At 34.6% G+C, this 26,063-nt stretch carries 25 protein-coding genes; 4 read left to right on the top strand and 21 right to left on the bottom strand.

Translation table 11 applies throughout. The annotated features are described in order from the left end of the window. Window positions 1–100 precede the first annotated feature (100 nt). The 5 genes from CVU84_16770 to CVU84_16750 form a co-directional block, all read right to left on the bottom strand. Window positions 101–610 (bottom strand): transcription repressor NadR, encoded by a 510-nt coding sequence (locus tag CVU84_16770; protein PKM93270.1) that lies wholly within the window; start codon window positions 608–610, stop codon window positions 101–103. A gap of 23 nt (window positions 611–633) precedes the next feature. Next, entirely contained in the window at window positions 634–1,470 is an 837-nt protein-coding gene (nadC, locus tag CVU84_16765; GenBank protein PKM93269.1) for a nicotinate-nucleotide diphosphorylase (carboxylating), read from the bottom strand. Then, window positions 1,451–2,758 (bottom strand): L-aspartate oxidase, encoded by a 1,308-nt coding sequence (locus CVU84_16760; protein PKM93268.1) that lies wholly within the window; start codon window positions 2,756–2,758, stop codon window positions 1,451–1,453. Before CVU84_16760 ends, nadC begins: the two co-directional genes overlap by 20 nt. A gap of 38 nt (window positions 2,759–2,796) precedes the next feature. Then, window positions 2,797–3,702 (bottom strand): quinolinate synthase, encoded by a 906-nt coding sequence (locus tag CVU84_16755; GenBank protein PKM93267.1) that lies wholly within the window; start codon window positions 3,700–3,702, stop codon window positions 2,797–2,799. 158 nt (window positions 3,703–3,860) lie between these two features. Next, a complete protein-coding gene (locus CVU84_16750) occupies window positions 3,861–4,649 on the bottom strand; it encodes a hypothetical protein (protein PKM93266.1) in 789 nt (262 codons plus the stop codon). Between the two features lie 106 nt (window positions 4,650–4,755). Here CVU84_16750 and CVU84_16745 point away from each other — a divergent pair, with 106 nt between their 5' ends. Further along, a complete protein-coding gene (locus tag CVU84_16745; protein PKM93265.1) occupies window positions 4,756–5,169 on the top strand; it encodes a transcriptional regulator in 414 nt (137 codons plus the stop codon). Window positions 5,170–5,183: 14 nt separating this feature from the next. Here the strand turns inward: CVU84_16745 and CVU84_16740 are convergent, their stop codons facing one another. Together CVU84_16740 and CVU84_16735 are read right to left on the bottom strand one after the other, a co-directional pair. Further along, a complete protein-coding gene (locus CVU84_16740) occupies window positions 5,184–6,590 on the bottom strand; it encodes a hypothetical protein (protein PKM93264.1) in 1,407 nt (468 codons plus the stop codon). After that, window positions 6,587–7,264, bottom strand: coding sequence for a DNA-binding response regulator (locus CVU84_16735; GenBank protein ID PKM93263.1), 678 nt, complete (start codon window positions 7,262–7,264; stop codon window positions 6,587–6,589). Before CVU84_16735 ends, CVU84_16740 begins: the two co-directional genes overlap by 4 nt. A gap of 191 nt (window positions 7,265–7,455) precedes the next feature. Between CVU84_16735 and CVU84_16730 the strand changes: the two genes are divergently transcribed. Beyond that, window positions 7,456–7,728, top strand: a complete 273-nt coding sequence (locus tag CVU84_16730) for a hypothetical protein (GenBank protein ID PKM93262.1) — start codon at window positions 7,456–7,458, stop codon at window positions 7,726–7,728. Between the two features lie 86 nt (window positions 7,729–7,814). Here CVU84_16730 and CVU84_16725 read toward each other — a convergent pair whose 3' ends face one another. From CVU84_16725 to CVU84_16715, 3 genes are all read right to left on the bottom strand, one after another. Beyond that, window positions 7,815–9,251, bottom strand: coding sequence for a glucose-6-phosphate isomerase (locus tag CVU84_16725; protein PKM93261.1), 1,437 nt, complete (start codon window positions 9,249–9,251; stop codon window positions 7,815–7,817). 220 nt (window positions 9,252–9,471) lie between these two features. Then, the gene (locus CVU84_16720; GenBank protein ID PKM93260.1) at window positions 9,472–10,509 is read right to left on the bottom strand and encodes a hypothetical protein; all 1,038 of its coding nucleotides are present in this window, start codon (window positions 10,507–10,509) and stop codon (window positions 9,472–9,474) included. 46 nt (window positions 10,510–10,555) lie between these two features. After that, window positions 10,556–11,296 carry a tRNA pseudouridine(38-40) synthase TruA gene (locus CVU84_16715; protein ID PKM93259.1) on the bottom strand — a complete coding sequence of 247 codons (741 nt, stop codon included), beginning with the start codon at window positions 11,294–11,296 and terminating at the stop codon, window positions 10,556–10,558. A gap of 239 nt (window positions 11,297–11,535) precedes the next feature. Between CVU84_16715 and sfsA the strand changes: the two genes are divergently transcribed. Continuing rightward, entirely contained in the window at window positions 11,536–12,219 is a 684-nt protein-coding gene (sfsA, locus tag CVU84_16710) for a DNA/RNA nuclease SfsA (GenBank protein ID PKM93258.1), read from the top strand. Here sfsA and CVU84_16705 read toward each other — a convergent pair. Then, on the bottom strand, window positions 12,208–12,393 hold the full coding sequence (locus CVU84_16705; protein ID PKM93257.1) for a transcriptional regulator: 186 nt from the start codon (window positions 12,391–12,393) through the stop codon (window positions 12,208–12,210). The two genes, sfsA and CVU84_16705, sit on opposite strands and share 12 nt — an antisense overlap. Before the next feature lie 157 nt (window positions 12,394–12,550). On the opposite strand from CVU84_16705, the gene CVU84_16700 reads away from it, so the two are divergent. Continuing rightward, a complete protein-coding gene (locus CVU84_16700; GenBank protein ID PKM93256.1) occupies window positions 12,551–13,030 on the top strand; it encodes a hypothetical protein in 480 nt (159 codons plus the stop codon). A gap of 196 nt (window positions 13,031–13,226) precedes the next feature. Here CVU84_16700 and CVU84_16695 read toward each other — a convergent pair whose 3' ends face one another. From CVU84_16695 to CVU84_16650, 10 genes are all read right to left on the bottom strand, one after another. Beyond that, window positions 13,227–13,655: a CBS domain-containing protein gene (locus tag CVU84_16695; GenBank protein PKM93255.1), complete on the bottom strand. Its 429-nt coding sequence runs from the start codon at window positions 13,653–13,655 to the stop codon at window positions 13,227–13,229. Window positions 13,656–13,791: 136 nt separating this feature from the next. Further along, complete coding sequence (locus CVU84_16690; GenBank protein ID PKM93254.1) at window positions 13,792–14,574, bottom strand: tryptophan synthase subunit alpha; 783 nt, start codon at window positions 14,572–14,574, stop codon at window positions 13,792–13,794. A 12-nt stretch (window positions 14,575–14,586) separates the two neighbouring features. Continuing rightward, the gene (gene trpB, locus CVU84_16685; protein PKM93253.1) at window positions 14,587–15,795 is read right to left on the bottom strand and encodes a tryptophan synthase subunit beta; all 1,209 of its coding nucleotides are present in this window, start codon (window positions 15,793–15,795) and stop codon (window positions 14,587–14,589) included. Continuing rightward, window positions 15,788–16,414: an N-(5'-phosphoribosyl)anthranilate isomerase gene (locus CVU84_16680; GenBank protein ID PKM93252.1), complete on the bottom strand. Its 627-nt coding sequence runs from the start codon at window positions 16,412–16,414 to the stop codon at window positions 15,788–15,790. The genes trpB and CVU84_16680 overlap by 8 nt, the downstream gene beginning before the upstream one ends. Next, window positions 16,398–17,183: an indole-3-glycerol phosphate synthase TrpC gene (locus CVU84_16675; protein ID PKM93251.1), complete on the bottom strand. Its 786-nt coding sequence runs from the start codon at window positions 17,181–17,183 to the stop codon at window positions 16,398–16,400. The genes CVU84_16680 and CVU84_16675 overlap by 17 nt, the downstream gene beginning before the upstream one ends. A 16-nt stretch (window positions 17,184–17,199) precedes the next feature. After that, window positions 17,200–18,219: an anthranilate phosphoribosyltransferase gene (gene trpD / locus CVU84_16670; GenBank protein PKM93250.1), complete on the bottom strand. Its 1,020-nt coding sequence runs from the start codon at window positions 18,217–18,219 to the stop codon at window positions 17,200–17,202. Window positions 18,220–18,287: 68 nt separating this feature from the next. Continuing rightward, window positions 18,288–18,848, bottom strand: coding sequence for an aminodeoxychorismate/anthranilate synthase component II (locus tag CVU84_16665; protein PKM93249.1), 561 nt, complete (start codon window positions 18,846–18,848; stop codon window positions 18,288–18,290). A gap of 13 nt (window positions 18,849–18,861) precedes the next feature. Continuing rightward, the gene (trpE, locus tag CVU84_16660) at window positions 18,862–20,256 is read right to left on the bottom strand and encodes an anthranilate synthase component I (GenBank protein ID PKM93248.1); all 1,395 of its coding nucleotides are present in this window, start codon (window positions 20,254–20,256) and stop codon (window positions 18,862–18,864) included. Window positions 20,257–21,196: 940 nt separating this feature from the next. Further along, window positions 21,197–22,969 (bottom strand): ferredoxin, encoded by a 1,773-nt coding sequence (locus tag CVU84_16655; protein PKM93247.1) that lies wholly within the window; start codon window positions 22,967–22,969, stop codon window positions 21,197–21,199. A gap of 12 nt (window positions 22,970–22,981) precedes the next feature. Continuing rightward, window positions 22,982–26,062, bottom strand: coding sequence for a hydrogenase (locus tag CVU84_16650; protein ID PKM93246.1), 3,081 nt, complete (start codon window positions 26,060–26,062; stop codon window positions 22,982–22,984). Between the last annotated feature and the right edge of the window lies 1 nt (window position 26,063).

The following is a 26,063-nucleotide window of genomic DNA, read 5'->3' as shown; positions in this document are numbered from 1 at the left end:
TAAATGTGAGACGAAGCCTTTTTCTATTTATGATTTAATGTTACAAAACCTCCGCATTCGCTACAGTTATGCACCGAATGCAAGTTTCGCTTCCATTCGGTTAAATCAAATATCCTTTTATTGATAATTCTCTTTCAATTTCATCTAGCGTTTCATCATCTTCTGCTTCTATAATATGTATATGATCTCCACCAGTTAAATTCATTAGCGGTACAAAATCCTTGTCTTTTAACTTTTCCATAAACTTTGCTACACTTCTTCTTGAACTTATCATCATATCAACTGATATTTCCCCATAAATTGGATGGCTAACAATGACATTCATAACATTGCCCCCAATATCTACAATGGTATTTAATTCGTCCTCAATTTGACTGATTGAATGCTTAACTGAAAACGCTCGCTTAAATGTCTCTTCTTTTACTATAGATGGCATGTACCCTTCCGCTGTTGAAACCACATTTACTCCTTGCGCTCTTAACAATGCAATATCTTGAACAATAACTTGTCTGCTAACACCATACTTCTTAGCAAGTGAGGTGCCTGTAACAGGATCTTTTTGATGAAACAATTCTTTTACTATAGCATCTCTTCTAGCTTTTCCTTCCAAACACTTCACCTTCCTTATTTTTTTTATTCAATGACTAAATTTTTCATGCTAATGTCTAATGATGAAACAGAATGAGTTAACATACCTATAGATATAAAATCAACCCCTGTATCAGCAATTTCTTTAATATTTGAACTATTTACATTGCCTGAAGCCTCCGTTAAAGCTCTTTTACCAATTAATTCTACCGCTTGTTTCATTATATTTGTGGTCATATTATCAAGCATAATGATATCTGCGCCTGCGTCAAGGGCTTCTTGTACTTGTTCTAAGCTTTCTGTTTCTACTTCGATTTTTCTTACAAAAGATACTTGAGCTCTCACCTTATCTACGGCATTTTTAATTCCACCTGCTGCACCAATATGATTATCCTTAATCAAAACACCATCCGAAAGATTATATCTGTGATTAGAACCTCCTCCAACTTTTACTGCATATTTTTCAAGCATTCTTAAGTTTGGAGTGGTCTTTCTAGTATCTAATACTTTTGTATTCGTATCTTTAACTAACTCAACAAGTTTATTCGTAGTAGTAGCTATTCCACTCATTCTTTGAATAAGATTTAATGCCAGTCTTTCACCTACTAAAATATTATGAGTTGAGCCTCTAAGCTTTCCAATTACTTGAGAAGGAGATACTTTGTCCCCATCTTTTACATGCGTTTCAACTTCTACATCACCTAACAACTCAAAAACTCTTTTAAAAACATCTAACCCAGCAATAATTCCTTCTTCTTTTACAATTAAGTCCACACTACTCTTACTGTTCTTATCTACGATTGAACTCGTAGTAATATCCCCATACAGAGCATCTTCATTAATCGCCTTGATTAATAATTCATCAATATTCAACCAATTCATAAATTAAATCTCCTCTAACTTTTTTTATATGCTCAATAATAATTTCTTCATTTTGTTTCAGTAAAACTTGAACCTGATCTCTATCTATTAAAATAGGAGTTTTCATATATTTGTTATCTGCTTCATTTATTTTAATATTTATTTGCAGAGCAGCTCGTCTTGAAAATACCAATGCCTCTAGCAAGGAATTACTTGCCATCCTATTTGCTCCATGAAGCCCTGTACAGCTACATTCCCCACATGCATATAAGTTTTGCATCGATGTTTGAGAATCCAGATTAACCCCGATACCACCCATAGCATAATGTTGTACAGGTGTTACTGGTATAGGTCCTTTCGTGATATCAATCCCCCGCTCCTTACATTCATTATAAATGAGGGGGAACCTATTTTTCAAATATTTTTCATCTTTAAATGAGATATCTAAATATTGAAATTCACTATTCGTTACTTTCTGTTCCTCTAGCATTGCTTTTGTAACTACATTTCTAGGTAATAATTCATCTATAAACCGATTGCCTTGTATGTTAATTAACTTAGCTCCTTCTCCTCGTAAGGATTCGGAAATTAGAAAATGTTTTTCTCTATGGTCCGGATCATATAACCCTGTTGGATGATATTGAATACATTCTGTATCTTTTATTTCTATACCGTGTCTAATAGCAATTGCAGTAGCAACACCCTTAAGATCCCTTTGATTCGTTGACCTTTTAAATAGACCACCGATACCTCCCGTAGCAAGTACGGTCCTCTTACTATAGATTGCTTGTGGTTCGTTGTCTTTTAATATAAGTACCCCTTTACAGGTATCCTCTTCAACAATTATATCAACCAGAGCAATGTCTTCATATATCGAAATATTTTTCTTTTTTTGTACATATCCTAGTACCGTTTCAAAAACTCTTTTACCGGTTAAATCAGCACAATGTACAATCCGATTGACACTATGGCCTCCCTCTGAGGTATAATCGAAACCATTTCCTTTCTCATCGAAGGCTACACCAATTTCTTTGAGTGTTAAAATGTTATCCATCGCTTCATTTGCTACGGTTTCAACCGCTTCCTTAACATTTTTATACATTCCCGCTTTTAATGTATCTTCAACAAAAAGTGATTTGTCCTCTTCATCTAACACAGTCGTTATTCCACCTTGTGCAAGATATGTATTACAATCTTTTGTTTTTGAATTAGTCAGTAAAACAACCTTCAAATCTTCTCTAAGATGCATCGCACAGTATAGTCCTGCAAGGCCTGTACCGACTATTATAACATCAATATCTCCATTCATTTCTTCACCTTCTAGTTGTTTCTTTATATTCGATCCTATTACTTACCCAGCTCATGCATTTTCATCAAAGCTTTATAAGCTTGCATTCTAGTTTCTTCCTCTAGAAAAATCTCATGCTTTTCTTGCATTAGACTGTCATAAATATCCTTTAAGGTAATTCGTTTCATAGGTTGACATATAATATTTAAATTGTGAAATTTCTTATTGGAGTATTGTTTGTTTAATTGATATAGTATGCCGTCCTCAGTAACTATAATAAAATCACTTGCATCACTCTTTCCCGCATATTCTATGATTTGACCGGTGCTGCCAATGTAATCAGCTGTAGCTCTAGCCTCTTTATTACACTCTGGATGAACCAATACTTGGGTTGCATAACTTAGGCTTTCTTTATATTTTATTATTTCTTCTGCTTTTATTCTTTGATGTACACAGCAAAACCCATCCCATAAAATTAGTTTTTTATTTGGTACTTGTTCTTGTATGTATTCCCCTAAATTCCTATCTGGAACAAAAATAATCTCATCTGCATCAATGTTTTGTACTATTTTTAATGCGTTTGAAGAAGTACAGCAAGCATCTGATATGGACTTGACGTCTGTCGATGAGTTAATATAACTTACCAACTTGGCATTAGGATACTTATCCTTCATCTTTTGTACATTTTCCTTTGTAGCCAATTCTACCATAGAGCATTTGGCTTCCAGGTTTGGAAGAAGCACCTTTTTATGAGGTGATAGTATTTTTGCACTCTCTGCCATGAAGCTTACACCACAGAATACGATGATCTCTTTATTAGATTCCATGCCTACTTTACTTAAATAGTAGGAATCGCCAACATAATCTGCTATTTCTTGTACTTCGTCTGGTTGATAATAATGTGCTAAAATGTGTGCATTTTTCTCTTCTTTTAAACGTTTGATTTCTTCTATATAATTTAGCATCGTAATTTGATCCTCCGCTGTCTTGTCACCTGTAAAGACATGTTGGATACAATATATCACTATTTCAAAAATATATCAACGAAAAAATAATAATTCACCAATATCCTTTCTTCTTTACAATTGAAATAATGCATAATACACCAATACTATTTTTTCAATTACTCAAAAAACTTCGAAATAAAATTCATTTTATCATATGACAAGGTCTCACCATCTTGAGGAATGATAATATCCTCCTCGTAAGATGATTTATTAATCAGTGCCTTTAATTTTTCTCTCGTCAGTTCGCAGTGATTCCATGCGTCCATATGAATGGCAATCACAGTTGTATATGGTGCATGCTTACATACTGATTTAAGATCACCAAAAGTCATTGTTATGGGCTTTCCCTTCAGAAGTCTTGCTGCACCAGCATAGCAAAGAGAAATATCAGGTTTATATTTATTTAGTGCATGTTTTACATCTTTACACCATATTGTATCTCCTGAGATATAAAGAGATGTTTCCATCTTTGCCGTTAGTACAAAGCCTGATACCTTTCCCATTAATTTTCCTACCGCACCTCTTCCATGTTTTCCTTCTGTTCTTATTAGCGTAATTCCCTCCCATTTATAACTATCTTCGATTTTTATAACCTTTTCAAATCCCATTTCTACAATATTTGTATAATCGTCTGGTTGACAAAAAACTGTTATATTTTTTGGCAATTGTTTTTGAGCCTCTTCATCAAAATGATCTCTGTGAATATGTGTAATCATGATTGCGTCCACCGATGACAATTCTTCAATTGACATAGTTAAATTTACAAGTGGATTCCATGTTTCATTTTCAGCACATTCAACAGGTGACATGCTTCCCTTTGATGAAAAGCTTGGATCTGTTAAGATTTTTTTACCATTATAATTTAGTAAAACCATTGCATGCCGAATAAGTTGTATTTTCATCATTTATACCTCCATTGTTTTATGATAATATAAGTATATACTTTTCTTGTTTCGTGCCACAAAAGTATATGGATTGTAAATCTTGAATTATGAAAGGGGAACGAAACCATTGCTTGATAAAACAGATTTGGATATCATAACCTATCTTAAAAAAGATGGGCGTATGAAATGGAATGATTTAGGCGATTTGGTTCATTTAACAGGACAAGCAGTTTCTAATCGCGTGAAAGAATTGGAAAAAAAAGGCATTATTGAAGGTTATACTGTCTCAGTAAATGAGCAGAAATTAGGTCATACAATAAGTGCCTATATTACTGTATTTATGAAAAGCTTGAATCATAGTGAATTTGTAGACTTTATACGTGTAACTGATGAAATAAAGGAAGCTCATAGAATTAGCGGAGAAGGCTGCTATATGTTGAAAGTATCGTCCTCGTCGAATGAAACACTCGTCCAACTAATTGATAGCCTTCTCAAATTTGGTCTTTATAAAATTAATATGTCTATTGATGTGATTAAGTAATCACATCTGCGGTATTATTCAACCGTTATAGCTATTTCAAAAGCAACACCTTCTTCAATATTATAGGCTCTGTAAGCCATTTTATGGTACTTAAAAATGTTGGCAGCGATTGCTAATCCTAACCCTGTTCCACCCTTATTGATACTTGTATTTCCTTTGTAAAAACTTTCCCAAATATAATCTAATTGGTTTTCTGGTATTAGGTCCCCTTGATTTTCTATCGTAATGAATAGCTTTTTGTCTACTTTTTTGGTCCAAACTGTTATTTTATTATCCGATGCGGTATGCTTAAATGCATTGTTAATTATATTTGTAATTGCTTGCTCTATTCTGATTGGATCCGCTTCAATGATGATCGTTTCATTCATATTATTGTAAATCCATGATATGTTTTTTGCAGATGCAATTTTTTCATACTTATTAGAAATCTCATCTAATAGATCTGTTATATCTAGAGCCTCTTTTTTCATTTTAAAATTGCCCGCCTCAAGCTGTGATAGATCTAATAGCTCTTTAACCATTCTGCTCATTTTCGAGGTTTCATCCTCAATTATTTCATAATAATACTGTCTTTCATCATCCGTATCCACTATGCCATCTTCGAGCGCTTCAATATAACCTTTGATTACTGATAATGGTGTTTGAAGCTCATGAGATACTTGTGCAACGAAGCTTTTTCTCAAAATATCTAACTGCTTTTCTTTGTCAAGTTCTAGCTGTAATTCGTAGATGGTTTTTTCAAGCCTAGTAGCAATTTCGTTTAACGTATCTCCAAGTTGTCCAATTTCATCCTTTCTCTTTCCGCTATACTTTTTATTGAAATTAAGCTTACCCATTTCCTTTGCTATTTGGTTTAACTGGGCAACTGGTTTTGATATATTTCTAGATAAAATAATAGAGAAAATTCCTGCAATAACGATCGAAATCCATACTAAATAGGAGAAAAACTTCTCGACTATTTCTAAAGTATTTTCAATCGATTCTATTGGTATTTCAAGAATTGCAAACTGGTTATTTTCTAGTTGTTCCCCATATAATAACCACTTTGTTCCTTTTACTGGATAATCTGTTTCAAGAATATATGCGACATTATCTTTGTGGGCAATTTCTTGAATAATCTTACCTTCATGATAATCTATATTTCTATTTAAAATGGTTACAATACTGTTTCCATCATAAATACTAATCTTACCGCCAAACTTATAACCTATGTATTCTAGGTCCTCAAGTACAAAAGAAGAATATCCACCTCTAGGCAAAATTTCATTAAGGTTATCCACCGTATCCTTCATAACCTCAATTTTTTCACCATAATAGTATTCTTTAATATATACCTTAATTCCAACCCATATGACAGCTAAAACAATCAATACTACACCCATAAAATAGGCTAATATTTTAAGCTTAATTGACCGCCTCATCCTTCCACCTCAAATCGATATCCTATACTTCTTACAGTTTGAATACGCTCTCCCTCGTCTCCTAGCTTCTTTCTAAGTCTTTTAATCACTGTATCTACTGTTCTACCGTCTCCAAAAAAATCATATCCCCAAACACGATTCAGTATTTGTTCTCTCGATAGAGCTCTATTGGGATTATCAGTAAAGTATACGAGTAAATCATATTCTTTAGGACTTAATAAAACTTCTTCTGCTTCAACTTGAACAGTTCTTGAAGGTGTATGAATAACCAAGCTTCCAAGGATTACTTCTTCCTTTGCTTCTGTTTTTCCACTTCTTTTAAGGAGTGCCCTTACCCTTGCCAATAATTCTCTTGTGCTAAACGGTTTTGTTACATAATCATCAACGCCTAATTCAAACCCCATAATTTTGTCTTCTTCTTCTGACCTAGCAGTGAGCATTATAATTGGAACATTGCTTGTTTTTCTTATTGTTTTACATGCATGCCACCCATCAATAAGGGGCATCATAACGTCAAGAATAACTAAATCAATAGCCTCTTCCTCAAATATTTGTATAGCTTCCTTACCATTTGAGGCTTCAAAGATCGAATAGTTTTCATTTTTTAAATATTTAACGATTAGTTTTCTTAGTCTTTCTTCATCTTCTGCAATGAGAATGTTAATCGAATACATAAATGTCCATCCTCCTATACTCATTTGTATTATCATATCAAAAAAATATGGCATTCCTGTGGCTAAATTGAATTAGCAGCTGTGATTACCGTATATTATATCATACTTTTGCGAATACTTTTATTGTTTTGCTTAGGCTTACTTATTGTGCTATAATAAATCTTACTTATGTAATTGAAAGGAACAGTGATATGTTTAGACTATGGGGCAAGCTATATAAGAATAATCGAATTCTTAAAGATACTGTTATTTGCAACGATGAGTCTGCCTTATCAACAGATAAAAAGGTAGATCATGCTTTATATGAAATATGTATGCAATTTGATTTACAAAAACCATTGTGGTTAAAAGACAATCATAAGGATTTTAAGCAATTTAGAAGAACCTCATTTAGAAAAGATCATTTTATTGAGCAAATTGATTTTGATTATTTAGAAATTGAAATCATTGAAGCGGATAAATAAAATTTTGTCATTGTGTAATATTTAAGCCGTATCAAGTTCCCTTGATACGGCTCTAATTATATAGTATTCTTTAATTCATTTTATTATTAAATTATAAATTTATCCTTCTTAGCTGGTCTTTTGTCTAGCTCTGCTTTCTTCTCTTCATATCCTGGACGACCAAACATAGCATAGGTTGCATTCTTACCTTCTTCTACACCAGGTTGATCAAATGCATTAATATTAAGAAGCTCTCCTGCAAAGCCCGTCGCTACCTCAAATAAATATAGTATTTGTCCTACTGTAAATTCATTTACTTCAGGAACTGTTAAGGTCATATTCGTTTGTTCTGCTTTCAGAAGTGCATACTCAGTTGCCATTTGTTCTGTAGTGATTAATTTGTTATGTGTTTCCCCACCTAAAAATCCTAAAGTTGGGATATCTTGATAAATCTTAGGAATTGTAATTTCTGTTTTATAGCGATCTACCCCTAAGAATAGAACAACTTTATCTTGTGGCCCTTCAGCATATAATTGAACTTGTGAATGTTGGTCTGTTGCACCTAATGCTTTAATCGGTGTTTGCCCTACTCTTACAACATTGCCTTCATTATCAAATTTCTTACCAAGAGATTCTGCCCAAAGTTGTGCATACCAATCAGCTACATATTTTAGTGAATCAACATAAGACATTACGATAGAGATATTTTTACCCTTTTCCATGGATAGATATTGTAAAATCGCATACATTGCAGCTGGATTCTGAAAGGTGTTTTCTGTTTTACATAACTCATCCATGTAAGCTGCCCCTGCAAGTATTTCTTCGATATCAATGCCACACATTGCAGCTGGCAATAGTCCTACTGGCGTTAGTTCTGAAAATCTTCCACCAACACCTGCTTGAATGATAAAACTCTTGTACCCTTCTGCTTCTGCTATTGGTCTTAAATTACCTACTTTAGCATCTGTTGTACAAACGATATGCTTTTTGGCTTCTTCTTTCCCTAATTCCTTTTCAAGCATTTCTTTTATAATCATAAATTGTGACATCGTTTCTGATGTACTTCCAGACTTTGAAACCACGTTAAATAGAGATGTTTTTAAATCTATCACGTCAAATAATGTCACTAATTTTTCTGGATCAATATTATCTGCTACATAAAGTTTAGGATATCCATTTCTTTTTTCAGGTAATTCATTATAAAAAGGGTGATTAATCGCTTGTTGTACAGCAATTGGTCCAAGCGCTGATCCACCAATACCAAGAACAACGAAGCTTTCAAACTGATTTTTAACACTTTCAACATATGATTTAATATCCGCTACAACTTCTCCTTGATTATAAGGAAGGTCTCTCCAGTCCATCTTGCCTTGTGCTCTTTTTTCTATCATCGCCTTTTCAGCTGCTTCAATTTTCGCTTCTAACGCTTCAAGATCTTTTTCACTGATTCCTTTTGGTCCGATATATTCTGTCATCATATTGTTGAAGTCTAATCTTAATTTCATACTCTCTCTGAATGTACTATCTTCGTAACGTTTTGCCATTTTTTTGCCTCCTAATATTACCTTGTTTATTTGTTAAATGTATATATACCTAATGATTCTCATGGTTAAATGCAGTAAATTATGTGTTTTGTATGAATGACCCTTTGAGCTACTCTGAGCCATATAGATCATTAGGTTGTTATTCTATTCCATAAATTATATATAAATTATGTTCATTTGTAAAGGCTAACCAAATAGGATTCATCCTACTCAAATTTGATTATTCTAATTCATATAAGCTGCCGAAACGATAGCCTTCATCTTTTAATGCCTTTAATACTCGATCAAGTGCTTCTGTATTTGATTTTGAAACCGCATGTAAAAGGAAGATGCCTCCTGGGTGATGATTTACCAAAATATGATCATAGACAAACTCCGCACCAGGTTGCTTATTTACATCCCAATCACCATATGCAAGACTCCAGAATATGGAGCTATATCCTTGTTTTCTTACCTCATTAAGAACTCTTTCACTAAACTTACCACTTGGAGTTCTAAAAAAAGGGTCCATTTCATAGCCAGTTAGCTCCTTATAAGCTGCTGCCGTTTGTTCAAGCTCTTCCTTAATTTGTTCATTAGATAGTTCTGGAAAGCTACTATGTGTTACGGAATGATTGGCTACAATATGACCTTCTTGTTTCATTCTTAAGCATAAATCTGGACTACTTTCTATGTAAGGCTTGGTCACGAAAAATGCAGCCTGCACGTCATTTTCTTGAAGTGTATCTAGAATTTGACCTGTATACCCATTTTCGTAACCCTCGTCAAAGGTAAGATAAATAACCTTTTCCTCTGTATTAACTTTAAAATAAGCGTCATATTTATCTAAATCAATGCCTTGACTATACCCCGTTACGGACTGATGTGTACTATTTCTTTTAAACGACCAGCTATACTCTGTATTAGAAAGACCCGAAGAATCTACCGTAGCATCAAAGGTATCTTCATCATCTGAACCCTCTGGTGTCTCATTAAGTACACTTTCATCAGATTGCTCGTCTTCATCGTCTGCAAGCGCTTCTTCGTCTACTGGATTTTCCTCTTCTACTTGGGAGTACTCTTCTCCAATAAGATCCTTCTCTTTGTCATCATCGGACTCCTCATTTATATCCCTATCTTCATCTATTGCTTTATTTGTTTCATTGTTATTTGATTCCCTAGTACAAGATACTATAGCACTAACCATTATTAGAACGCATATCAGAATAATAACTGAAATTATTGTAGACTTATTACGCTTGTTTTTTCTCTTTGCCATAATGGTCACTCCTTAGTTGTAATCAATTGTAATGTCTCAAAGCGAATTAATACTCTACATCATATAAAATCAAACCTTGTGCTGGTACTGTTATTCCTGCAGCTGCACGATCCTTTTGTTCAAAAATAGTATAAATGCTCTTCACTTCTCTTTCATTTAATCCAATTTCAATAAGTGTACCAACTATAATTCTGACCATATTATATAAAAACCCATTGGCTTTTATATAGATTAAAATTTCTCTATCTGTCTGTTCAATGTCGATATCATAGATATTTCTTATTGTGGATTTCTTTACATTCTTACTACTAAACCCTTTAAAATCATGTTCACCAATTAGTAAAGCTGCTGCTTCCTTCATTTTTTCCAAATTATAATTACCACCTAAATGATAAACATATTTACGTTCAAAAATTGGGTGCTCAGATTTGGTAAATATTCTATATAAGTAAGTTTTGCTTTTGACATTGTAACGGCTATGGAATCTATCAGATACTTCCTTCACCTCTGTTATAACAATATCCTCTGGTAAATATTTGTTAAGATATGATTTAACATTTTTTGCTGATTCTTTTGTTTCCCAATGGAAGTTTGCTACTTGCATCCTAGCATGAACACCGGCATCTGTTCTACCAGAGCCAATGATTTCAATTTTTTCTTCTGCCATTTTTGAAAGAATATTTTCTAGTTTACCTTGAATTGTTTTATCGTTATCAGTATTTTGTCTTTGCCAGCCTAAATACTTTGTGCCATCGTATGATATTGTTATTCTAAAATTTTTATCCATAGTATTATTTCCTCAACTTATTTTTATAATATGCTTTTATTATAGCATAGCGTATTGTGCTCTACAACTAGTCCAAAAAATTTACTTGCTGACGTATACTGCGTGTTAGGTTATAATATATTAGGTTATTCAAGGTATTGCATTGATTAACTGCTTGTGGATTATATTTTTCCAATATCTTCAAGTTCATCTATACTAGCTAGTAAGTTCATAATACTAATAATAATGAAGGTGAAATTATGATCTACCAAAATATTGTAGAAGGAATATTTATTGAACGCTTGAATCGGTTTATAGCTAAGGTTCTTATAGAAAATCATGAGGAGCTTGTTCATGTGAAAAATACTGGCCGCTGCAAAGAGTTATTTATACCTGGGGCTAAGATATTTCTTGAGAAAAGTAGTAATCCAAGCAGAAAAACCGCTTATTCGCTTATTGGCATTTATAAAAATGATGTACTGATTAATATAGACTCCCAAATACCTAATGCCGTTGTTTATGAGGGAATTGTTAATGGAAAAATCGAAGAGCTCAGAAAAATGATAACACTAAAAAGAGAAGTGACCTATGGCAATTCAAGATTTGATTTATATTATGAAACATTAACTCATAAAGGGTTTATTGAGGTGAAAGGGGTAACCCTTGAACGTCATGGGATTGCCATGTTTCCTGATGCACCTACGGAACGTGGAAGAAAGCACATCCTCGAGTTAATGCAGGCTTCTAATGAGGGCTATACTAATTATTTATTTTTTCTCATTCAAATGGAAGGGGTTCATGAATTTAAACCAAATTGTGAAACAGACCCCAAATTTGCTGAAGCATTAAGTCTTGCTCAGCAATCCGAGGTCAATGTTTTGGTATTCAATTCTAAAGTCTCAATGAATTCGATTCATCTGTATGAAAGATTATTATTCAAATAGATCTTCATCATAATTATCAAGAATTTCTCTTATCTTTAGTACAACCCTTTCTGATGGGTTTTTAACACCAACTTCAATATTCGTATAAGAAGACCTAACTAATCCAATTTGGTCTGCCATTTCATTATGGGTTAACTGTTTATCTAGCCTTGCTTCTTTAAGTTTATTTCTCATGTTTTCTCCTCCTAATTTGTTTCCTATGGGAACATATGTTTATATTATAGTGTCTTTTGGGCACAATGTCAATGCCAATCTATACATTTGTTCATTATGGACACAATAAGTTTACAATCGGAACATATTTGACTAGAATCAATTTAGAGGTGTTCATATGACAACAAAATTCGGAGATACGATAAAGAAACTACGCATACAAAATAATTTGACACAGTCCCAATTAGCTCAAGTCTTATCTGTTGGACGTCCAACGATTGCTGGCTACGAAACAAAAGGCAAGCAACCCGATTATGATAAGCTTGAAAAGCTTGCAAATTATTTTGATGTAACGATAGATTACCTGCTCGGCAATGCAAAAGAACCCTATACCACAACTTCTGCCCTAGTTAACGGCGCAACATTAGAAAACAATGCAAGCTATAACGGAAAAATAGTAAATATTGATTTGGAGCTGAAAGCTTTAGTAAACAAATTAGACCTGGATTACCCGAATATTTTATTTGATCAAGCACCATTAAACAGAGGAACCATCATTGCTCTAAAAAACTCATTAACAACTGTATTGGATATGGTAACAGCCATGAATCAATTAAATGAAGCCAATGAAAAAATAGTAAAGAAAGTTCTGAGTTAAAACTTAGTTACAAAAAGAAAATCGGCTGCGCAGCGTTAAATATCTTTGTTATTTATACGCCCAGTTAAAAATTCTCATTTCATATCTGCCGCTTTTCCAATTGTTTATGCGGAACTTTCCTTATCAAATAAAAATAAGGCGTAATAGCAATTATTAAGAATTTTCTTAATATCATACTATTACGCCTTTGCTTTATTTATGCTATTCTTTCATCTGTATCTTTTAAACCAAGTTTGTCTATACAAAAATGAATGATATCACTTCTTTTTATGATTCCAATAAATACATTTTGATCATCTACTACCGGGATAAAACTCTGGGATGATGATAACTCGATTAAGGATTCTATATTAGAATTAATTGATACTGATGCAGTTGGTCTATGCCTTTTTATGGTGTCTATTGATTCTCTTTCCGTGTCCTTAAATATCAATCCTTCTTTATGCTTCAAATGCCAGAGAATATCGCCTTCTGACAAGGCATCCACATATCTACCTTTACGATCAATCACAGAAACAGCGGTATAACGATGGTATTCCATAATTTCCATAGCTTGACGGATGGTAATATGTTCATCTAATGTTACTAGTTCACTTTTAGGTGTTAAAAAAAACGCAATATTCATATGTACTCCTTTCCCCAACTTTTTAAATATACCATTAATTAATAAAAAAATCATGAAAGTTTTGTTAAAAATATATTAAATTTTTAAATCCTAAAAATGAAGTTGAAAGACATAATACATTGTTTTTTTCGACACATTATGATAAAACCGTTAGCTCTTTTATGAAATTTTTTACAATCTCTATATCACCCTTACCTTCTGCAACCTTTTGAACTATGGCTGACCCCACAATTACACCATCTACTAAGTCCGATAAAGCATTTATATCCTTTTTATTTGAAATCCCAAAACCAACTGCAATTGGCAAATTGGTTTTACTTTTCACATCTTTTAAGTAAGCCTCAATACCTTCATGAAATTGTGAAGACCTTCCTGTTACCCCTAAAGAAGATACACAGTACACAAATCCCTTACAACCATCAACTATTTTAGAAATTCTATCTTTAGAAGTAGGTGCTACTAATGGAATTAGTGCAAGGTCGGTTTCATTTATTAAAACCATTAACTCCTCCCGCTCTTCTAATGGCATATCTGGAATAATTAACCCATCAATACCTGCATCTACACAATCCTTCATGAATTTTTCCTTGCCATACACAATGATTGTATTTATATAAACCAAATATAAAAGTGGTACTTCTGTTGTCTTTCTAATGAAGCCCACCTTGGCCATAATATTAGCTACCGATAAATCTGCATTCATAAAGGCTCTCTGATTCGCTAGCTGTATTACAGGACCATCAGCTAATGGATCGGAGTATGGTATCCCAATTTCAATGATATCTGTCCCCGCTTCTTCTAACGCATGCACTAACGCAGCAGTATCCTCTAATGTTGGATCACCTGCAGTAATAAAGCCTATAAAAGCTTTTTTGTTCTTTTGTTTTAGTTCAATGAATTTTTTATCAATTCTATTCATTTCAATCACCACCTATTTGTTTAATTTTTCTAAGCCTTGCTTGCCTTGTCTAAAATAATCCATAACCGTATGTGTATCTTTGTCTCCTCTACCAGAAACATTAATGACAATGATTTTGTCCTTTGACATTGTAGGTGCTAACTTCATCGCATATGCAATAGCATGAGAGCTTTCAAGAGCTGGAATAATTCCCTCTACCTTCGTTAACATCTCGAATCCATCAAGTGCCTCTTGATCCGTAATGGAGACATATTTTGCTCTTTTAACGTCATCTAAATATGCATGTTCTGGTCCAATCCCAGGATAGTCTAAGCCTGCTGATATTGAGTGAGCAGGTATAATATTTCCATCTTGATCGGTTAAAAGCTTTGTTTTCATTCCATGAAGAACTCCCAATGTCCCATCTGAACCTTCTGCTAAAACTACCGCGTGCTTTCCTGTTTCTATCCCTAATCCTGCTGCTTCAACACCAATCAGTTGAACTTCGACGTCTTCAACAAAAGGAAAAAAGATACCCATTGCGTTACTTCCTCCACCAACACAAGCAATTATCGTATCCGGTAGTCTTCCTTCTTTTTCTAATATTTGTCTCCTGGTTTCATCTCCTATGATTCTTTGAAAATCTCTTACCATCGTAGGATATGGATGAGGTCCAACAACTGAACCAATCACATAAAAAGTATCTTCAACGCATTTAACCCATTCTCTAATTGCTTCATTGGTAGCATCCTTTAATGTTTTTGTTCCAGAAACTACTGTTTCAACCTTTGCACCAAGTAGCTCCATTCTAAATACATTTAATTCTTGACGCGCAACATCTTCTTCGCCCATAAATACCGTACATTCCATATCGAATAGAGCCGCTCCCGTAGCAGTTGCAACACCATGTTGACCAGCTCCAGTTTCTGCAATGACCTTCTTCTTTCCCATTCTCTTAGCCAACAATACTTGCCCTATTACATTGTTAATTTTATGTGCACCTGTATGATTTAGATCTTCTCTTTTTAAATAAACTTTTGCACCACCTAATTTTTCTGTAAATCTTTTTGCGTAGTACAAAGGTGATTCTCTACCAACATAATCTTTCATATAATACATATATTCTTCCATAAACGCTGGATCTTTCATACACGCTTCATAAGCTTCTTCTAATTCTTGTAAGGGATACATCAATGTTTCCGGAACGTACTGCCCTCCAAATTGACCAAACTTTTTATTCATTCCAATTTTCCTCCTTAAGCTTTGAAAATAACTTGCTGATTTTATCGTTATCTTTCATTAAATTTGTCTCTAACCCTGAGTTCAGATCTACAACTTGTGGCATTACTGTTTTTATTGCCTGAACAATATTTTCAGGTGTAAGACCTCCTGCTAAAATAATAGTATGGGTTTTTGATAATTCCTTTACCATACCCCAATGAAAGGTTTTACCAGTACCTCCTCGTTCATCTTTGCTATAGGTATCTAATAATATACCCTCCACTGATGTTGAATATTTTTGAATCGAGTATAGACTATCTTCATCTTTTACGCATATTGTTTTCCACACCTTAGCTTGCATATGATTACAATACTCCACAGTTTCATTTCCGTGTAGTTGTACAACATCAAGAGAGCAACTCTTAATGAGTTCATTCACTCGTTGAGGTTCTTCATCAACAAATACTCCGACGACTTTAATATCTTTACGAAAAAGCGGCCTAAGCACTATTGCCCTTTCTTCTGTTACCTGCCTTTTACTTGGGGCAAAAATGAATCCCACATAGTTCACAGGATATAGGTTAATCATTTGAACCTCTTCCTCAGTTTTAATCCCGCATACTTTAACCTTTGTAAGCATATTTTAACTCCTTAGCATGTTGCCCAATGTCATCTGTTCTCATAAAACTTTCTCCAACTAAAATAGCATCTATATTTGCTTCTGTAAGCTGCTTAATGTCTTGGGTGGTATGTATTCCACTTTCACTTACAACTATGATACCTTCTGGTATAAATGGTCGTAGCTCAAGGGTTACATTAAGATCTGTTTTAAAAGATTCAAGGTTTCTATTGTTAATACCCATGATAGTCGCCCCTACTTGAAGAGCTCTTTCAAGCTCCTGTTTTGTATGGATTTCAACAAGAGCATCCATTCCTACACTTTTCGCTACATCTATATATTCCTTTAATTGTTCATTTGTTAGTATTGCAACAATCAGTAAAACTGCACTTGCACCTAAAAGTTTTGCCTTATAGATTTGTTCTGGAATCAATATAAAATCCTTACATAATGTCGGTAGCTTCACCAGTTCACTAATTTCCTTTAAATAAACATCCCTGCCTAGAAAGTAATCTTCTTCTGTTAATACTGAAATTGCATCTACTGCAGTTTCATATACCTTTGCTATTTCAATGGGATTAAAATCTTCTCTAATGATCCCTTTTGAAGGTGATGCTTTTTTAATCTCTCCGATAATAGACAAACCATTTTTTGCTAATGCATCTCTAAAGGAAGGCCTATTATCCAATGCTTCAATTTGCTTCATCATATCCTCAATATGAAAAACCTGCTTTTCATTTCTAATTTGTTTACTGTTTACAATATCTTTGAGATATATTCTATCTGCCATAAGATCCTCCTTCTACTTAATCCTCGAAACTGTTGGTATAGGTAATAAATTCTTCTAATTTTTTCATTACCTTTCCTGAATCAATAAGCTCTTTTGCTATCAGAATCCCTTCAGTCAAGCCCTCTGCCTTTTTGCCAACATAAAGTGCTGCAGCAGCATTAAGAAGAAGAATATCTCTCTTATAGCCCTTTTGACCATTAAAAAGTGCTTTAATAATTTGAGCATTTTCCTGGGCATCGCCACCCTTTATGTCTTCTGTCGTTGCTCTTTCAAAACCAAAAAATTCCGGTTCAATCATATAGGTTGTTATCTTACCTTCCTTTAATTCAGTAATCTTAGTTTCAGAAGTTGTTGACAATTCGTCTAACCCATCCTTACCATTTACTACCAATGCCTTTTCTACTCCTAGATTTTTCAATACCTCTGCCATTGGCTCAGTTAGTGCTTCATCAAATACGCCTAAGACCTGTGCCTTCGCATTGGCAGGGTTTGCTAGGGGTCCTAGTATATTAAAGATAGTTCTAAACCCTAGCTCTTTTCTAGTTTTCCCTACAAATCGCATTGCTTTATGAAAGGTCGGTGCAAAGAAAAATCCAATATTAATTTCCTTCACACACGCCTCCACTTGCTCTGGCAGCAAATCAATTTTTATTCCCAATGCTTCCAGCACGTCCGCGCTTCCGCACTTACTTGAGACAGATCTGTTGCCGTGCTTAACAACGGATACTCCAGCTGCTGCTACTAATATAGCAACTGCAGTAGAAATATTAAAGGTTCCGAGCTTATCTCCACCTGTTCCACAAGTATCCACGGTATAGTAATTTTGTAGCTCTACCACATCTGCTTTTTCTCTTAAGACCTTAGCTCCACCAACGATTTCTGATATAGCTTCTCCTTTATATTTCAAAGCAGTTAAAAAACTAGCAATTTGAGTATCTGCAACTTCTCCACTCATGATTTTAGTCATACAACCAATCATTTCTTCTTCCGTTAAATGGTTTCCTGCTATCACACTTTCAATTTGTTTTTGAATCATTTTTTTCCACTCCTTTATAGGATGTATTTATTTTTTAGGTATCCTAACATATCCTTTAGAAAATCAATTTACAGAATAAAATTCTCAATTATTTTCTTTCCATTTTGTGTTAAAACTGATTCTGGATGAAATTGCAAACCATATATTTCATAATCCTTATGCTTCATAGCCATGATTTCATCATCATCTGATATAGATAATATTTCAAAACAATCTGGTATGGACTCATACTCAACTACCAATGAATGATATCTTGCAACCGTTAGTTCTTCATCAATGCCTTTAAATAATTTATCTTTTTCAAGATGAATTACTGAACTTTTACCATGAAACAGAGTTTTTGCATGAACAATATTTCCTCCAAAAGCTTCTCCAATGCATTGATGCCCCAAGCATATTCCTAATATTGGTATGATTCCTGCAACCTGCTTAATAATCTCGAGACAATTCCCAGCTTCCTTTGGTGCCTTTGGACCTGGTGAAATAACCACTTTATCAGGCTTCATTTCTAAAATTTCCTTACCTGTTATTTCATCATTCCTGTAAACGACAATTTGGTCATCGTACTCTCCAATGAATTGATATAGGTTGTAAGTAAAAGAATCGTAGTTATCAATCAGTAATATCATATTTGTCCCTCCTCTAATTATTAATTGCAGTAATGAGTGCTTGTGCCTTGTTTCTAGTTTCCTCATACTCTGCTTCTGCGATTGAATCTGCTACAATCCCAGCTCCTGCTTGAATATGAACTACATTGTCTTTTATGACCATGGTGCGAATAGCAATACACATATCCATTGTTTGATTAAAGCCAAAGTACCCAATTGCACCACCATAAATTCCTCTTTTAGATATCTCCAACTCTTCAATAATCTCCATTGCTCTTATTTTAGGTGCTCCAGATAAGGTTCCTGCTGGTAAAAAGCTCATAAGAACTTGAAACATATCTTGGTCATCTCTCTTTTCGCCCTCTACCAAGGATACAATGTGCATTACGTGGGAATAATTTTGAACTTCCATATATTTTGCAACATTTACTGTACCTATTTTAGACACCTTACCCATATCATTTCTACCTAAATCTACAAGCATTATATGTTCTGCAATTTCTTTCTCATCTCCCATTAAATCCTCTGCCAGTAATTTATCTTCTTCCTCTGTTTTACCTCGTCGTCTTGTACCCGCTATAGGACAATTAGATATTTTACCATCCATAAGCTCTACTAGCATCTCAGGTGAACTCCCTACAATGTCATAGTCATCAAATTTAAAATAATACATATATGGTGATGGATTTAAGCGTCTTAATCTTCTATAAAGTGTAAAGGGGGACGTTTCACATCTTGCACTCCATCTTTGAGATAATACAACTTGAAAAATATCTCCCTCATATATATACGACTTTGCCTTATTAACGGCATCTTCAAAGGTTTTTTTACTGACGTTGCTTTGGAAAACAAGTTTTTCACTTTCTATATCCTCTTCATCAAAAATAATATCTTTTTTTAGCATCATCTTTATTTCATAAATTCGCTCTTCTGCCAATTCCCTTCCTTGATCGTTGTCTTCTTCAAGGGCTACTATATAAATGGTGTGATTAAAATGATCATAAGCGATTCCTTCTTTGACAAACATAAGATGTACGTCTGGCGTGCCGATAGAATCAATATTCATCGCTGGAATTTTTTCATACTGCTTAATCGTATCATATCCAACTGTTCCTACCGCTCCACCTACAAAAGGTAGCTTTGTCTCATTGATGATGTCGTATCCATCAATGATGCGCTTAACCTCCTCTAATGGTTTACCTTCTTTTATAATTGTTTTTCCCTTTGTAGTAATGGCAATTTGATTGTCATGCGCTTTAACTACGATAAATGGATTTGTAGCTAAAAAGGAATATCGACCTTTTGGTTGCTCTTTGCTTTCTAGTAGAAAACCCTCACCCTTTCTTACATATTTTTGATAAAGGGTAATTGGTGTCTCTGTATCACCTATCATTGTTTGCACATATGTTTTAAGTACTTTTTTCTCCATTCTAATTCTCCTTATATTATGAAAGCCGCTTCGTGATTTTTATTATAGGATGAGCGTTAATTAAGTTTCCTAGTAAATAAAAAAGACCAATCTCCTCCCTTTATGGGACGAAACTGGTCATTGTTCGCTATACCACCCAATTGCTTATGATCAAGTACGCATTTTATATGATTGAGCGAAAAACCAATCACATAAAAAATAGGGGTTACTTAATTAACTTTTAGAACAAAAAAAACACCCTGTGTTTGAGACAAAATGTTGTGCCACTCAATATATTAAGTAATGTTAAATCCAATACGGAATCCCCTGAGATTCGATACCTTTGCTCTATAACGGGAGCTCCCGTCTACAACTACTCATTTCTTTTCATCTTGAATCTCCTGGACCCATTCACCTATTTCCTCTGTACTGTACCTCACACCAATCGACAGCTCGCTGAAACATCCTCTATAGGATACTACTTCCAATCATTGATTTTATATTATTTAATTATTTGCATTATAGCATATAAATACTTTAGTGTAAAGATGTAAAATTATGTGAAGATGTTGATTTAAATTGTGCATAAAAACAAGGGTTATAGAAATGTGAATTGCTGTTTCAAAGAATGGTTATAAAACTATGTTGTTTCGAGATTCACAAAAAAGATGCACTGTTAGGAACTGAAGAGTCAATCACAAAATATGAGGATGGGTAGGTGCCATTTTTCGCCCGACTGGCCGAAGGGTAAAGCCAGAAAAATGGCACCTACCCATCCTCATATAAGCGTATAAATATAATCTCTTCAGTTCCTAACAGTACATCTTTACGCATAACCAAAACCTAGCCATACAACCATTTTTTCGCCCGTAGATGACTTACTAGCTTTCTAAACCCCAATATAAAAACAAAAAGGTCCCAACTAAATGGCACCTTTTTGTTTTATGATCCTACTTCAAATCTACTCTAAAAATTCATTAAACTTTCCACGTTTCACATAAGTTGTATGCAATAATTCGTGTGACTTATGGCCTAGTGGTTCTTTTAGGAAATCTTCGTATAGCTTCGTGATAAATGGATTTTCATGAGACTTTCTAAGCGTTTTTTCATCATCTTCTCTATAAATGGCTTCCATGCGTTTGAGTCGAATCTCATCTGTTGTTGGTCTTGGTTGACCTCCGCCGCTAATACATCCATTTGGACAACACATGATTTCGATAAAATGGTATGGTGAAGTTCCTTCATGAATTTCTTTAACAAGCTTTTGAGCATTAGACAAACCACTAGCAACTGCAATTTTTACGGTTACACCTTTTAATATTTCCCAATCTGGTACAGTATGTGTAATTGTGACCTCTGCTGTTTTTATTCCTTCAAATCCCATAATAGGTTCTACATGAAGGCCATCAAATGGTAGTTCGTCGCCTGTTACTACTTCATAAACTGTACGAAGAGCTGCTTCCATAACTCCACCTGTAGTACCAAAAATGTCAGCTGCTCCAGAGGATAAGCCTAATGGATTGTCGAAGGTGCTATCTTCTAAATTACAGAAGTCAATACCTGCATCCTTTATCATTTTGGCTAGTTCTCTAGTTGTAAGAACTGCATCTACATCTTTGTCCATTACTTCTCTTGTTATTTCATATTTCTTTGCCGTACATGGCATTACTGAAACAACATAAAAGTCTTCTGGGGCTACTCCTATTTTTTCTGCATAGAAGGACTTCGTTAATGCACCCAACATCATATGGGGCGATTTACAAGTGGAAAGATTATTTAATTCATTTGGGAAGGTATGTTCAATATATTTGATCCATCCTGGGCTACAGCTTGTAATCATAGGTAGCGTAGCTTCTCCACCGCCTAATGCTGCTTTCAATCTCTTGAGCAATTCGTTTCCTTCTTCAATGATCGTTAAATCTGCTGCAAAGTTTGTATCAAACACATCATCAAACCCTAATTCTCTTAGTGCTGCAGCCATTTTACCGGTAACCAATGTACCTGCTGGATAACCAAATTCTTCACCTAAAGCTGCTCTTACAGCAGGTGCTGTTTGAACTACTACTCTTTTTGATGGATCTTCTATTGCCCTCCAAACATCTTTTATAGAATCCTTTTCTTTTAATGCGCCAACTGGACAGACTGTTGTACATTGACCACAGAAAGTACAATTAACATCTATCATTTCTAAGCCTTCCGTTGGTCCTACAAGGGTTTCAAAACCTCTGTTTTGTGGGTTGATTACACCGACACCTTGTATTTCATTACAGATCGTAACACACCTTCTACACAAAATACATTTGGACATATCCCGTTCAATTGAAGGATTACTAGTCTCAACAATGTTCTTTGAGTGCAGACCTTCATATCGCTGCTGATCAATTCCTAATAATTCACCAAGCTCTTGAAGTTCACAGCTCTGATTTCTAGTACAGCTTAAACAATCCTTATTATGATCAGAAATCATTAATTCATAAATAATTTTTCTTGTCTTTCTTACTTCTTCCGTATGAGTATGAATGTTCATCCCCTCCTGCACTTTTGTAATGCAAGATGCTTGAAGGTTTTTATTCCCTTCTACTTCTACAACACAAATTCTACAAGATCCGCACTCATGAACATTATGAAGATAACATAAATTCGGGATCAAAATACCATTCATTTTTGCTGCTTGTAATATAGTCGTGCCTTCTTCTACTTCTACCGTCTTGTTGTTGATTCTCAATGTTATCATGCCTATACCCCCTTAACGTCTATCGCAATGCAGACAACGCATAGATTCTGCAATGGCATTAAGTTTATGAAATCCTTGATTCACTTCATCAAAATTATGAATACGTTTTTCTGGATCCAGCTCATCAATAGCAAATCTATCATGTTCAGATAAATCTGTTTCTTCTTGAGCCCGAGGGACATCTACTTCTATGCCCTTATTAAGATCTCCTGTACCTCCAAGATATTTGTCGATTGAACTAGCAGCTTTTTTACCATCTGCAATCGCCCAAATTACAGTATCTGGACCTCTTACAACATCACCTCCAGCAAATACTCCCTGCTGTTTGGTCATGCCTTCGTTATCGGTCACAAAAGTTCCCCATTTGGTGATTTCAACTTCATCTTCATCAATAAATGGTAAATCTGAATGTTGACTTACTGCTGGGATTACCATATCAAATTCATATTCAACTTCTGATCCTGTTACTGGTACAGGTCTACGTCTACCCGATGTATCAAAGGAACCTGACTCGAGAAGAATACATCTAATACCTTCTACTTTTCCATTTCCGATAATTTCTACAGGGTGAATCATTGGAATCATTTTAATGTGTTCATCCCTTGCTTCAACAATTTCTCTCTCATCTGCTGGCATGTCTTCCAGTTGTCTTCTATAAAGCACTGTGACTTCCTTAGCTCCAAGCCTAAGCGCAACTCTAGCAGCGTCCATTGCCGTACTACCACCACCAATAACTGCTACTCTTTCTCCAACAGATACTTTCTTACCTAAATTGACATCTCTCAAGAAATCAATTCCATAGTAAACACCCTTTAATTCCTCGCCTTTTATTCCCATAGTGTTAGGAAAATGAGTTCCTGTAGCTATGTATATAGAATCATGTTTTTGTTTGAGCTCATCAAATAAAATATCTTTACCAACTTCAGTGTTTAATAAGATCTTTACACCCGCTTGTTCTGCCAGCATTATTTCATCCGTTAATAATTGATTAGGCAATCTAAATTCAGGTATTCCTAACGCTAACATACCACCTGCCATGCTACTTGCTTCATAAACAGTTACGTCATAACCTGTGCAAGACAAGTAATATCCACAAGTAAGTCCTGAAGGTCCTGCTCCGATTATTCCTATAGATTTACCTTTAGGTGGGTAATATAGCTGCTGCATAGGTTCTGCCTTTTTCATAACCCAATCGGCAGTATATCGTTTTAAATCCATAATTGCTATCGCTTGATCTAACTGACTTCTTCTACATTTACTTTCACATGGATGCGTACATACTCTACCACATACCGCTGGGAATGGATTTTCTCTTCTAATTAAATTATATGCATCCCTTTCTCTACCTGCGGCAATAAGTGTTAAATAGCCTGGAACATTAACACCTGCGGGACAAGCATTTTGACAAGGCGATTTTACTAGCTCTTGACATACACCCGCTCTACATCTATGATCTCTAATATGTTCCTCATATTCTTCCCTGAAATATTTTATTGTACTTAATACAGGATTCGGAGCTGTTTGGCCTAAACCACAAAGTGCTGATTTTTGAATAGACTCTCCAAGTTCAATGAGCCTCTCAATATCCCCTTCTTTTCCTTTTCCTTGTGTAATATTTTCAAGAATTTCAAGCATTCTTCTAGTACCCAATCTACAAGGGACGCATTTTCCACAAGATTCATCTTGAACAAATTCCATAAAAAATCTTGCTACGTCTACCATACAGTTGTCTTCATCCATACAGATTAATCCACCAGATCCCATAATAGCACCTAAATCTTTTAAGGAATCATAATCAATTGGTACGTTTAAACTATCCTTTGTTAAACAACCTCCCGATGGACCTCCAGTTTGTGCAGCCTTAAACTTTTTATCATTCTTAATGCCTCCACCAATATCAAAAAGGATATCTCCAAGAATTGTTCCCATAGGCACTTCAATGATACCAGTATTATTAATTGTTCCTGCAAGAGCAAAAACCTTTGTTCCTTTACTCTTATCCGTTCCTATTTGACTAAACCAACTTGATCCCTTTCTAATAATAATTGGTACATTCCCAAATGTTTCTACATTATTAATAATAGAAGGCTTTTCGAATAATCCTTTATCTGATGGAAATGGTGGTTTTTGTCTTGGCTCTCCTCTTTTACCTTCAATGGAATTAATCAGAGCTGTTTCTTCACCACAAACAAATGCACCTGCTCCTATCCTAACTTCAATATCAAAACCAAAATTACTTCCGAAAATACTATCACCCAACAATAAGGCTTCTCTAGCATCTTTAATCGCATTTTCTAATCTTTCTACCGCCAAAGGATATTCAGCCCTTACATAAACATACCCCTTCGATGCTCCTATTGCATAGCCAGCTATCGCCATCCCTTCAATAATCGCATGTGGATCTCCTTCTAAAAGACTCCTGTCCATAAATGCCCCTGGATCACCTTCATCGGCATTACAAATAACGTATTTTTGATCACTTGGGGTTTTACGTGCGAGTTCCCATTTTAAACCAGCTAAAAATCCACCGCCGCCTCTACCTCTTAGACCTGATTTTTTCATTTCTTTGATAACATCCTCTGGCTTTTTATCTAATAATATTTTGCCGAGGGCTTTATAACCACTATTCCCTATGTATTGTTCAAGCTCTTTAAAATCAATGGTGCCACAATTCTTTAATACAATCTTCTCTTGATGTTTAAAAAACGGAATATCTTTCATAAATGGAAGATGTCTTTCCTTTTTTTCATCATAGTAGCACTTATCTTTAACAATATTATCATTTACAATATGTTCGTAAACAATCGTATCTATATCTTCTGGTTTTAACTTAACATAATATACATCTCCTGGTTGAACAAGGATGGATGGTCCAAGGTAACAGGCACCGATACAGCCCGTATCATTGACAATGACCTTGCTCACGTGATCATATTTCTCTAAGCTTTCCATCAATGCATCTTTTATATCTTTACAATCACAAGAAACACATCCAGCACCAAAACAAACATTAATAACATAATTTGCTCTTTCTTTCTTTAGTAAATAAGACTCTTTTATTGCCTTCAATTGATTCAACGTCTTGATCTTCATA

The organism is Firmicutes bacterium HGW-Firmicutes-1 (genome assembly GCA_002841625.1).
In the GTDB taxonomy this organism is placed as follows: Bacteria; Bacillota; Clostridia; order Lachnospirales; family Vallitaleaceae; genus HGW-1.
The sequence above is the reverse complement of the archived record's forward strand: the minus strand, read 5'-3'. Positions and strand labels throughout refer to the sequence as shown.